We start from the raw sequence: 11,152 nt of genomic DNA, 5'->3' as shown, positions 1-11,152 counted from the left end.
CCTACTACGACATGAAAGCTGTCATCTAACATCTTGTTATTCCTTCCAAGTCAGATAAGAGATGGTCGCTATTTCTGCCTTCGCAAGGCAGGGGTCGAGAGTTCAAATCTCTTCATCTCCACCATAAGAACATAATGAAAAGGCTCCGTCGCAAGACGGAGCCTTTTTTGTCATCCGGCCTTGACCCAGCGGGCGGCCTTCTTCACGCCGTCGGGCCACGCTTCTCCCTGATCTTCCCTGTTCCCGGACTCGGTTACGCCCGCCCGCTCCCGGCGCTGTCCCGGCCCGCTTTTTTTTTCTCCCTTTTCTGCGCGCTCTCCCCCACCTCGACACTTGCCTTCCGCATCTCTGAAGGTGACCGCACTCAAGGCCTTGCCGGCGGATCTCACCCCTGCATCCCCAGACGCTCCAGTGCCATGGCTCTCCCGGATGGCCTTCCCGTCCTCCCTGTCTCTCCAATGGTCCTTATCTCAAAAAAGTAAAAATAAATCCTTGTGTCATCCCGGACGATGCCTCCCGCACCTTTCGAAAAAAAATTAATGTTTTCTCATATTACTATTTGTAATTATATACATTTTAACTATTTTTCCAGTTTCGCCGTCTGATGGGACAATTGACAAGAAAAAATGCTTTATTCATATATAGCAATAAACAAAATTAAAAAATTTTGGAAAGACCATGGAACATTCTCTCGACTCCTCATTTTCTCCCGTTTATGCCCGCCTGTACCGGGAACTTGTGGCAAAGATCTCTTCCGGACGGTGGAAACCTGGGGAGCAGCTTCCCACCGAGCGCCAACTGGCTCAGGAAAATCAGCTCAGCGTGGGCACCGTGCGCAAGGCCATGGAACTGCTGGTTCAGGCAGGATACTGCTATCGCATCCAGGGAAAGGGGACCTTCATTTCCGACTACGCCAGCGGTCAGACCAAATTCTTCTACAAATCGAGGCACTCGCTTTCCGGCAAGGACGTCGACATTCTCCCCCGTGAAGTCGTTGTCGAAGAAATCCGGCTGTCTGACGAGATTGCCCGACACCTGAAATGCCGTCCAAAAAGTCGAGGCATCCAGGTGCGGCGCACGCTGCTGGGACGGGATGAAAACGGCATGTTTCCTCTGGCCTGGAGCTCCTCCTGCTTTTCTTATGACAAGACGGCTGCGCTTCTGGACACTCCCTCCGACGATTTTTCCAAATATCCTCTGTACCTCATTCTGGAGAGGGACTGTCATCTGCCCACCGTATTCTGTGATGAATTTCTGCAGATATGCACGGAAATTCCCGCTCATGTGCAGGAAGCGCTCGGACGTCCCCGGCACACCATCTGCTTCGAGATGAGCATGGTTTCCTATACGTTCGGCAAAATCCCCTTTGAATTCCGTCTGAGCTACATGCTCAACGAATCCACGGGCATCATCCGCAGGCACGATTTTCGTCAGTAATCTGACGCCACTCAACCGCAACTGGAGATCTGTCATGAACAAGTTGCTGTCGTCCCTACTCGTCGGCTCACTCCTTCTCTTCGGAGCCGCACCTTCCGCACAGGCCGCCTTTCCCGAAAAGCCCGTTACCGTCGTCGTCGGTTTCGCTCCCGGAGGAACGGGAGATCTGACCGTGCGCATGCTGGCGAATCCTCTGGAAAAAATCCTCGGTCAGCCGGTAGTCATCGTCAACAAGGGCGGCGGTCCGGCATGCCCGGCTTCGAATACGTTCTGAAGGCAAAGCCTGACGGCTACACCATCTCCGCTCCTGCCGTGGGCTCCTGCATTTCCTCTGCCCTGTTCCTGCGCGGAAAGACCTACAACTTCGACGACATGACCCTCGTCGGCGGCTACATGATCCTGGACCGCATTCTGCTCGCAAGGACCGACAAGCCGTACAAGACCTGGCAGGAATTCATCGACTATGTGAAGGCCAACCCCGGCAAGGTGTCCGTAGGCAGCGGCGCGTCTAAGTAAGCGACCGAACTGCTCCGCTCCTTTGCACTTAAAAACGGTCTGGACATGAACTTCGTCATGTACAAGAGCGGCGGCGAGGCCTCCGCCGACCTCATCGGCGGACATATCGACGCCTGCGAGCTCGGCGTGGGGACCGCGGCGTATCAGGCCGCGCGCAAGGGTGAACTGAACGTTCTGCTCAATCTCGGACTCAACGACGTTCCCGACATTCCCAATGTTCCCAAGCTGCACAACGATCTCGGGCATCCCTTCTACGCCAGCGTGAGCTACGGCTTCGTGCTGCCCAAGGGCACCCCGGAAGACATCCGCGCCACGTGGGAAAATGCGCTCAAAAAGGCCCTGGCCGATCCTCAGGTTCAGGAAAACATGCTGAAGGCCGGCCTGACCCCGAAATTCATTTCTCCCGAGGAATACCGCGCCATGCTTGACGAGGCGACGCAGAACCTCGTGAAGCTCGTGGACTACATCAACAAAGCGAAAAAATAACGGGCCTTCAGTCTTTCGGAGCTCTCATGAACAATGACAGATGGATCGGGCTGGGATTCATTATCCTGTGCGCCCTTATGTGGTTCGTCATCATTCCCGGGCAGACGGAAGGAGCGGAAGAGGCCTTCGTTCCGAGACTGACGGTGCTCGGTCTTGCCGTTCCCTCCCTCATCATGGTCGTCCGTCGTCCGCGGACCGTGACGCCGCTGAACTTTTACCCTGATGCCTTCGTGCATTCCACGCTGCCTACCCTCGGCCTGTTCATTGCCTACCTCGTCGGGGTCACCTTCCTGGGCTTCTATGTGTCCACCGCGTGCTTTCTTGTGCTTTCCCTGCTTCTTTTCGGGGAAAGACGGACGAAAACGCTGATTCTGGCGCCTGCCGGACTGCTCGTGGCCGTCTATGTGGTGGTTGCCGTGTTTCTCAACTTCCAGCTTCCTGCCGGTCTGCTCGTCTGAGGAGTGCATATGAGCCATCTGCAACGTCTATCCGACAATGTCTGCAAGGCAGAAGGAGCGGAACATGTTTGATCAACTTATGGAAGCCATGAGCATGGTGCTGCAATGGCAGAACTTCTTCTGGGCGCTGTTCGGCGTGACCTTCGGCATCATCATGGGTGCCATTCCGGGTCTGAGCGACAACATGGCCATAGTTCTGCTGCTGCCCTTTACCTACTACCTCGGCCCCATTCCCGGCATCGCCATGCTCATGGGCCTGTCCAAGGGAGCAAACTTCGGCGGATCCATTCCCGCCATTCTGTTCAACATTCCCGGCACGCCGCAGGCCATGATCACCACGTTCGACGGCTATCCGCTGGCAAAAAGCGGCAAGAGCGGCAAAGCCCTCAAGACTGCCCTGTTTGCGTCCGTCACCGCCGACACTGCCAGCGACCTCGTGCTCATCTTCCTGGCGGCGCCCGTGGCCGCCGTTGCTCTGCACATCGGTCCGCCGGAATACAGCATGATTCTGCTGTTCTCCCTGGTCATCAGCAGGCTCGCGGCTTCAGGAAGCACCTGCCGCGAACTTATCGCCACCTGCCTCGGCCTGCTGCTCTCCACCGTGGGCTGCGACCCCGAAATGGGCACGCCCCGCTTCAACTTCGGTTTCATCGAGCTGACCGAAGGCATCGGCATCATGCCCATGGCCATAGGTCTGCTCGCCTTCTCCGAAGTGCTTCTTCAGGCGGAAAGCTGGTACAGGGATCGCAGATCGGGCAAAAAGCTGGAAGAAGTCCGTCTTTCGGCCAAAGGAACGGACGACGACAAGATCACCCCTGCGGAAATGAAGCAGTGCCTTCCCACCATTGCGAGGTCCACAATCATCGGTTCGTTCGTGGGCATCGTGCCCGGCATAGGCACCACGGTAGGCGCGTATCTCAGCTACATCTGGAGCAAAAAGAAATCAAAGCATCCCGAGATGTTCGGCAAAGGTGCCCTGGAAGGCATCGCCGCTTCCGAAGCAGGCAACAACGCCGTGAACGGCCCCAACCTCGTGCCTCTGGTCACGCTCGGCATCCCCGGCAACCTGGCCGCAGCCCTCATTCTCGGCGGATTCATGATCAAGGGGCTCATTCCCGGTCCTCAGTTCATGGAAAGCAATGCCCCCTGCTCTACGCCCTGTTCATCGTTCTGCTCATCAGCAACCTCTACACGCTGGTTGTGGGGGGAGCCTTCATACGCTGCGCAAGAAAGCTGGTATCCATTCCCAAGCCGGTGCTCTTCAGCGTCGTTCCCATGTTCTGTCTCATCGGATCGTACGTGAACAACAGCAGTCTGTTCGACATCTGGCTCATGCTCGTCTTCGGTGTGCTGGGCTACGTGCTGACCAAGCTGAAAATAAGCCTGCCGACCCTGATCGTGGCCTTCTTCCTCGGCTCCCTGCTTGAACACAAGATGCGCCAGAGTCTGCTCATTTCCCGCGGAGACTGGACCATATTCCTCAACCGACCCATCGCCTGCGCCTTCCTGCTGCTCACGGTGGCCATCATTCTCCTGTACATCGTGCGCCACGGCTTCGGCAAAAAGAAACATGCCTGAGCCGGCAACCTCATACGCAAGGACATCTCTATGAACTTTCAATCCATGGAAACGGATTTCCTCATCATCGGCGGAGGCAGCGCCGGCTGCATCGCGGCCATGCATGCCCTTCAGCTGAATCCCGATCTCGACGTCACCATCTTTGAAAAAAGCGATATCGTCTACGGCGGTTCCATCGCCGCGGCATGGACGCTCTGAACATCGTGGCCATTCCCGGACAGACGACGGCGGAGCTCTATCTTGAGGCCGTGCGCGCCATGACGGCCGGCGTGGTGGACGCCGGTCCCAGCTATGTCATGGCCGAACGCTCCTACGCGCTGCTCAAGGAAATGGAAAGCTGGGGCGTCACCTTTCCCAAGGATGAGAACGGCCAGTACAAGACACTGAAATACCATGTCAAGGGCAAGTTCCAGACCGCCATGGACGAACCCGAGCTCAAGGCCATGCTGGTAAAGCGGGCTCTGGATCTCGGAGCGCGCCCCGTCAACCGCGTCATGGCACTGCGTCTTCTCACGGATCACGGCCGCGTCGCCGGAGCCGTGGGCATGAACGTCCGCACGGGGCAGATGGTCGTGTGCCGGGCCAAGACCGTGCTGGTGGCTTCCGGCGGCGTGAGCCGCTTTACCCTGCCCAACTCCGAATATCTGTACGGCGTGTACGACTATCCCGGCAATACCGGCGACGGCTTCGTCATGGCGCTGCGCGCCGGAGCCGGCGTAACCGGCATGGAATACACGCAGCGAACCATGCTCATCAAGGATACCAACATGCCTCTGCTGGCCATCTGCGTTTCCCGCGGAGGCCGGGTGCTCGACTGTGAAGGCAACATCCTGATGGAAGGCGAAGTCACGAACACCAACGTGATGAACGAAGCCTTCACCAGCGGCCGCGGACCTGTGCACATTCAGCTCAGCCACCTTCCCGAGGAACGCATCCGCGAAATCGAACACGTGCTGTTCACCACGGAACGCCCGGTCAACGAACGCTTCTTCGCCGGTCGGCACATCGACTTCCGCAAGCAGGACATCGAGCTCTGGCCCACGGAATACTACCTTTGCGGCGGACACGGTCTTGCGGGCATACGCGTCAACGAACGTGCGGAAACCGCAGTCCCCGGTCTGTATGCGGCCGGCGACGTGGCCAGCGTGGCCAAGCAGCACCTTACCGGCGCTTTCGTGTTCGGTGAAGTGGCGGCGGAACAGGCCGTGAAATACATAGCCGAAGCTCCTGACACCGCCATCAATGAAAACGACGTCGCTGCCGTCAAGGCTGAGCTTGACGAGCGCTTCTCGGCCAGAAACCGCGACATCGACGTGCATGATCTGGAACGCAAGGTACGCCGCATGGTCGCCGATTATCTGGTCTCGCCCAAGAACGCCCACAAGTTCGAACTGTGGCAGTACTGGTCCAAAACGTTCCGCGACGACATCAAGCATGTGGCCATTCATAACGGTCATGAACTTTCCAAGCTCTATGAAGTGGAAAACATCCTGCTCTGTGCGGACTGTTCCGCCCTCGCCGGAGACTTCCGCAAGGAAAGCCGCTGGGGTGAAAGCCACTTCCGCAGCGACTATCCCGAGCGCGACGACGCCAACTGGAAATGCCATGTGGTCATAAAGATGAAGGACGGTCAGCTCAATGCGGAAAAAGTAAGGGTTTCGGAACTGAATGAGGAGGTTTCCCTGTGATGTACGACAGCAATATCGCCATTGACGTTTCCAAATGCCTTGCCTGCGGCAATTGCGTTGACCGCTGCATCATGGACAACCTCCGACTGGTGCTGCCTCCCTGCCGCCAGGCTTCTGCCCTGGGCATCAACTATCAGGGCATTGCCCGGTTTGTTGCGCAGGGAAAAATGACGGAAGCGGCTCATGAGCTGCGCCGCTGCACGCCTTTCGGCGGCCTTCTTGCCGCATGGGGCGACGCTCCGGCTTCCCGCGCATGCTCCCGCGGACACAGCGGTGGAGCGCTGAACTTTTCCGGCATTCTCGCATACCTCGTGCGCACTCAGGAAGCCGTGGTATACGGCGTGGAAGAACGACTTCCCCGCTCCTGCAAAAAGGCGGTGGTGGCAGGCGCCGATGCCGCTGCCCTTCAGGCTGCCTACGCCCTCCGCATGGGAGGACACGCCGTGACCGTTCTGAGCCCTGCTCCCCTTGCCATGGAGGGAGTGCCCACTCCCGTACTGGAAAAGACCCTGGCCATGCTCAGGTCCGCTGGCATAGCCTTTGACTCGGCCGTCTCGCCCGATGTCGAAGAGCTCCGCAAAAACTTCGACGCCGTGATCCTTACCGGAGCTGCGGCCGACGGCATGTCCGCAGACGAATACGGACTTGTCCGCGACAACGTCTTTGCCGTGAACGCCGGCGACAAAAGTCCCCTTCAGGCCATGGCTGCGGCCGCCAGCGCGGCTCATGCCGCCCGCACCTTCTGGAAGGATTCAGCATTGACTATGAAGGCAACGAACGTGTTGCCCGCGGTCTGGAGCGCTTCCATGGTCTTACGGAAGAGCAGGAAAACGCCCCCGAAGCCTTGCCCGTGCCTTGCTCCCATAACGGCTATGAGGAAGCGGAAGCAAAGGCCGAAGCGTCGCGCTGTCTTGGCTGCGGCCGCCCCGTGGAGCGCAACATGACCTGCTGGTACTGCCTGCCCTGCGAAGTCGTATGCCCCACGCAGGCCCTGCATGTGCGCATCCCGTATCTGATCTGCTGATAACCGATCCGCCTTGGCAGGCAATGCCGGCGCCTTTGAAAAGGCGCCGGCATTTTTAATGCACGCCTCTGCCCGCACGCCTTCCGTCCGCAAAATGACTTCCGACGTCTGCAGGCCGCTTTTCCGAGCATCCCGACCTGCGTGCCGCCTCACGCCGCATCTCATCTTATGCCGTCCACGCTTCCGCTCTGCCGAAGCCTTTCCATTCTTCCCGTGTCCTCCCCATGCCGGACACGGCAGGAGCTCTTCTACGCCCGCAGCCGGACCACAACGCTGTCCGCCTTGTCTCAACGTGCCAAGACCCATGAATTTTTTGGATAACATACAACAACTATTGACATCAGACATCTAAGTAACTACATCTGAATGGTGTTCAAAACGAGCTTTTCTTTTTACGGAAACTGATTTCATCAACAGGAGCACATCATGTCTCATTACAATATGTTTCTTCCCAGCTATTCCATCGGTTCCGACTGCTATGACGAAATCGCCCATGTCACCCGCCACTTCGGCAACACTGCGGTTGTCATCGGCGGCAAAACGGCCATGTCCAAGGCTCGCGAAGCCCTGCTCAAGGCAGTGGAAGGCACTCATGTGACCATCACCGACTTCATATGGTTCGGCGGGGATTCCACCTATGAAAACGGCCATATGCTCATGGAAAACGAAGCCGTCAAAAAGGCCGACATGATTTTTGCCGTCGGCGGCGGGCGTGCCTGCGACACCTGCAAATATGTGGCCAACGAGCTGGACAAGCCGCTGTTCTGCTTCCCCACCGTGGCCAGCAACTGTGCATCCGTCACGGCCATCTGCGTCATCTACAATCCTGACGGCAGCTTCCGCGAGTACTACTATCCCAAGCTTGCCAATCATACGTTCATCAATTCCGACATCATTGCCGACTCCCCCTATCAGCTTCTCTGGGCGGGCATAGGCGACGCTCTCTCCAAGGAATGCGAAGCCGTATTCTCCAGCCGGGACGTGGCGCTCAGCCACACGCCTCTCATGGGCGTTCAGCTTTCTCATGTGTGCACGAAACCGCTGATCGACTTTGGAGCCAAGGCGCTGGAAGCCTGCCGCAACAAAAAGGCTTCGCCTGAACTCGAGCAGGTGACCCTGGACATCATCATTTCCACGGGCATCGTTTCCAACATGACCACGCACACGCCGGAATACTACTACAACTCCTCTCTCGCCCACTGCGTCTACTACGGAGCTACCGTCACCAAAAACGGCCACAAGCACCTGCACGGTGAAATCGTGTCCCTCGGCGTCCTGTGCCTGCTCACCTTTGAAAAGAAATACAAGGAACGCGATGCCATCATGGCCTTCAATGCAAAGATGGGCTTCCCCGTCTGCTTCGACGACGTTGAAATCGACGAAAGCGAATTTGAAGCCATGGGCCAGAAGGTTCTCACGGCCACGGAATGGGCCTATCGTCCGAAAGGCGTCACTCTGGAAGACTTCATCGCCTGCATGAAGGAACAGAACCGCTGCGGTCGCGAATACAAGAAGACCCTGTAGAGAATGCCGTTGCCTCGCATATCGACCGCAAGCCTTGCATAAAAACGCATGCCGGAGATCGAACATGGCCGGCGGCAGGCACCATGTCCGATTTCCGGCAAACCCCGAGCGGAAACGCTCTTGCCGGAGCTGACCTTGAAAAAAACAGAACGACTGTCCGACAGAGTAGCCGAAAGCATCTTGTCCATGATTACCGTGGACAGGACGCTGAAGCCCGGCGACAAGCTGCCCAACGAACTGGAACTCGCCAGCCGGCTCGGCGTGAGCCGCATCACGCTTCGGGAAGGCATACGAATGCTTGCGGCACGAGACGTTCTTGAAATACGCCGCGGCCGGGGCACCTATGTGCGGGAAGACTTCAAGGAACGTTCCTTCACGGAACTCCACGACGTGCCTCCCGTCGAAGGAAGCGCCGAATCCGTCTATGAAATGCGCATGATCTTTGAACCGGAAGTAGCCTATTATGCAACGCTCCGGGCCACGGAAAACGAAATGACGCACATATGCGAACTCGCGAAGCGAATCGCTTCCGGTAATCCCGAAGACCCTACCCTTCTGGAAGACGAAAAGACCTTTCATCGGGCCATTGCCCATGCCACGCACAACGAGTTCATGAACCGCCTCATGCCCGTACTTCAGGAAGCCTTCGAGCAGGCCATGGATCTTGCGCCGCGTCACCCCGAAGCGCTGCATCGAAGCCGCTATGACCATCAGCTCATTCTTGACTTCATGGTCAGCCGCAATGCCGAGGGCGCCAGAAACGCCATGAAAATTCATATATTGCACATCATGGACGCTCTGAAGCTCACGCCCAAGCGAAACAGCAACTTCTGATTGCCGCGCAGACCTTCCTTATCCCCGCATCATTATGCCGCGGCACGGGAAGAATTTTCATCGCATCGAGTGCCGTTCCGTGTACTTCCCCTCCCCCTGCCCCTCAAAAAATGCGCGCTGCAGGGAAACAAGGGGCGTATGCCCAGACCGCCTTTCTCTCTTTCTGCAGACATGAGCCCAAGGCAGGAATGCCGCACGTCCTGACGGCGGGCCCATCTCACCCCAGCGAAAAAAAGAACGGGGAGCCGCTACGGCGGCTCCCCGTTCTTTTTCACAATCATGCCTGAACTTACAGATATTTTCTGAAGAAGGACTCCATCTTGTCAAAAGGAATCACATCGACTCTGTCGTACAGATCGACATGGCTTGCCCCGGGAATGATCAGCAGTTCCTTGTTGTCTCCGGCAAGCTTTTTGAAGGCATCCTCACTGAAGTATCGCGAATGGGCCTTCTCTCCGTGGATGACCAGAACGGCATTGCGGATCTCCCCGGCATAGCTCAGAAGGGGCATATTCATGAACGACAGCGACGAGGTCGCATTCCATGCTCCGTTGGAATTGATGGAGCGAGGATGGAAACCGCGAGGGGTCTTGTAATAGTCGAAATAATCCTTCACGAACTGCGGCTCGTCACCCTTAAGGGCGTCGGGCAATCTGTTCTGAGAAGGTGCGATGACACCGGATCTTGCATCCTTCGTGCGCTGTTCATTGAGCTGTCTGCGCAGCTCATAGCGGGCGTCGGCATCCATGGCATCAAAGTAACCGTTGGCATTGACACGGCTCATGTCGTACATGGTCGACGTCACCGTGGCCTTGATGCGGGTATCCATGGCGGCGGCATTGAGCCCCATACCTCCGAAACCGCATATGCCGATGATGCCTATGCGATCAGCGTCAACATTTTCGAGCGTGGAAAGAAAATCCACGGTGGCACTGAAATCCTCGGTATTGATGTCGGGAGAAGCCACGTTGCGGGGCTCGCCTCCGCTTTCGCCCGTGTAGGACGGATCAAAGGCAATCGTCAGAAAACCGCGTTCGGCCATGGTCTGGGCATACAGTCCCGAAGCCTGTTCCTTGACGGCCCCGAAAGGTCCGCTCACGGCAATGGCCGCCAGTTTTCCCTCCGCATTTTTGGGAATGTACATGTCTGCGGCCAGAGTGATGCCGTAGCGATTCCTGAACGTCACCTTCTTGTGATCGACCTTGCCGCTTCTGGGAAAGGTCTTGTCCCACTGCTGTTCCAGCTTCATTTCTCTGCCTTCCTTTGTCGTAGTCTGCGCAGAAGCATTTTCCTGAGCCGCCATGGCGCTCCCTGCAAGCGCCGCCACGCCGACGCAAACGCCGACAGCCAGATTTTTTATTTTGCTCATCAGAGTCTCCCGTTGTTTCCGAGGTGAGGAGATAGGGATCAATTTCCTTGATCCAGCATATCCTTCAAGTATCTTCAACAAGAAAATATAGCAAATGCTTATATCAAATATAAATTCATGCCTTAAAAGAATAGTTTCCCCCGGATATTGGAACTTGCTCCTGGCTCCCGCCGGTCTCCGAAAACTGTCTCCGGCTGTTTTGCATCACATGAAAAGGCCGGTTCCCTTTCAGGTCCCG

The 11,152-nt window shown here is 56.9% G+C and carries 9 protein-coding genes and 2 pseudogenes; 10 read left to right on the top strand and 1 reads right to left on the bottom strand.

Annotated features, from left to right (window positions below):
• The first annotated feature begins 678 nt into the window (after nt 1–678).
• From QZZ60_RS07790 to QZZ60_RS07740, 10 genes and pseudogenes are all read left to right on the top strand, one after another.
• Nucleotides 679–1,437: a GntR family transcriptional regulator gene (locus QZZ60_RS07790; RefSeq protein ID WP_295640172.1), complete on the top strand. Its 759-nt coding sequence runs from the start codon at nt 679–681 to the stop codon at nt 1,435–1,437.
• Nucleotides 1,438–1,471: 34 nt separating this feature from the next.
• Nucleotides 1,472–1,711 (top strand): hypothetical protein, encoded by a 240-nt coding sequence (locus tag QZZ60_RS07785; protein WP_295640169.1) that lies wholly within the window; start codon nt 1,472–1,474, stop codon nt 1,709–1,711.
• Nucleotides 1,687–2,439 (top strand): annotated as a pseudogene (locus QZZ60_RS07780) (tripartite tricarboxylate transporter substrate binding protein). Before QZZ60_RS07785 ends, QZZ60_RS07780 begins: the two are co-directional and overlap by 25 nt.
• Nucleotides 2,440–2,465: 26 nt before the next feature.
• Nucleotides 2,466–2,897 (top strand): tripartite tricarboxylate transporter TctB family protein, encoded by a 432-nt coding sequence (locus QZZ60_RS07775; RefSeq protein ID WP_295640167.1) that lies wholly within the window; start codon nt 2,466–2,468, stop codon nt 2,895–2,897.
• Between the two features lie 37 nt (nt 2,898–2,934).
• Nucleotides 2,935–4,475, top strand: a pseudogene (locus QZZ60_RS07770) (tripartite tricarboxylate transporter permease).
• Nucleotides 4,476–4,487: 12 nt separating this feature from the next.
• Complete coding sequence (locus QZZ60_RS07760; RefSeq protein WP_295640175.1) at nt 4,488–4,673, top strand: FAD-dependent oxidoreductase; 186 nt, start codon at nt 4,488–4,490, stop codon at nt 4,671–4,673.
• Nucleotides 4,661–6,163: an FAD-binding protein gene (locus tag QZZ60_RS07755; RefSeq protein WP_295640161.1), complete on the top strand. Its 1,503-nt coding sequence runs from the start codon at nt 4,661–4,663 to the stop codon at nt 6,161–6,163. The genes QZZ60_RS07760 and QZZ60_RS07755 overlap by 13 nt, the downstream gene beginning before the upstream one ends.
• On the top strand, nt 6,163–7,107 hold the full coding sequence (locus QZZ60_RS07750; RefSeq protein WP_295640158.1) for a hypothetical protein: 945 nt from the start codon (nt 6,163–6,165) through the stop codon (nt 7,105–7,107). Before QZZ60_RS07755 ends, QZZ60_RS07750 begins: the two co-directional genes overlap by 1 nt.
• Before the next feature lie 506 nt (nt 7,108–7,613).
• Complete coding sequence (locus tag QZZ60_RS07745; protein WP_295640156.1) at nt 7,614–8,711, top strand: iron-containing alcohol dehydrogenase family protein; 1,098 nt, start codon at nt 7,614–7,616, stop codon at nt 8,709–8,711.
• 48 nt (nt 8,712–8,759) lie between these two features.
• On the top strand, nt 8,760–9,545 hold the full coding sequence (locus QZZ60_RS07740; RefSeq protein WP_295640153.1) for a FadR/GntR family transcriptional regulator: 786 nt from the start codon (nt 8,760–8,762) through the stop codon (nt 9,543–9,545).
• Nucleotides 9,546–9,834: 289 nt separating this feature from the next.
• Here the strand turns inward: QZZ60_RS07740 and QZZ60_RS07735 are convergent, their stop codons facing one another.
• Nucleotides 9,835–10,914, bottom strand: coding sequence for an alpha/beta hydrolase (locus QZZ60_RS07735; protein ID WP_295640150.1), 1,080 nt, complete (start codon nt 10,912–10,914; stop codon nt 9,835–9,837).
• Between the last annotated feature and the right edge of the window lie 238 nt (nt 10,915–11,152).

The organism is uncultured Mailhella sp. (genome assembly GCF_905187505.1).
In the GTDB taxonomy this organism is placed as follows: domain Bacteria; phylum Desulfobacterota; class Desulfovibrionia; order Desulfovibrionales; family Desulfovibrionaceae; genus Mailhella.
The sequence above is the reverse complement of the archived record's forward strand: the minus strand, read 5'-3'. Positions and strand labels throughout refer to the sequence as shown.

Excerpts from the sequence above, each read along its gene's own strand:
- QZZ60_RS07740 (WP_295640153.1), top strand. The coding sequence starts at position 8,760 with ATGCCGGAGATCGAACATGGCCGGCGGCAGGCACCATGTCCGATTTCC.
- QZZ60_RS07790 (WP_295640172.1), top strand. The coding sequence starts at position 679 with ATGGAACATTCTCTCGACTCCTCATTTTCTCCCGTTTATGCCCGCCTG.
- QZZ60_RS07750 (WP_295640158.1), top strand. The coding sequence starts at position 6,163 with ATGTACGACAGCAATATCGCCATTGACGTTTCCAAATGCCTTGCCTGC.
- QZZ60_RS07745 (WP_295640156.1), top strand. The coding sequence starts at position 7,614 with ATGTCTCATTACAATATGTTTCTTCCCAGCTATTCCATCGGTTCCGAC.
- QZZ60_RS07775 (WP_295640167.1), top strand. The coding sequence starts at position 2,466 with ATGAACAATGACAGATGGATCGGGCTGGGATTCATTATCCTGTGCGCC.
- QZZ60_RS07735 (WP_295640150.1), bottom strand. The coding sequence starts at position 10,914 with ATGAGCAAAATAAAAAATCTGGCTGTCGGCGTTTGCGTCGGCGTGGCG.
- QZZ60_RS07785 (WP_295640169.1), top strand. The coding sequence starts at position 1,472 with ATGAACAAGTTGCTGTCGTCCCTACTCGTCGGCTCACTCCTTCTCTTC.
- QZZ60_RS07755 (WP_295640161.1), top strand. The coding sequence starts at position 4,661 with ATGGACGCTCTGAACATCGTGGCCATTCCCGGACAGACGACGGCGGAG.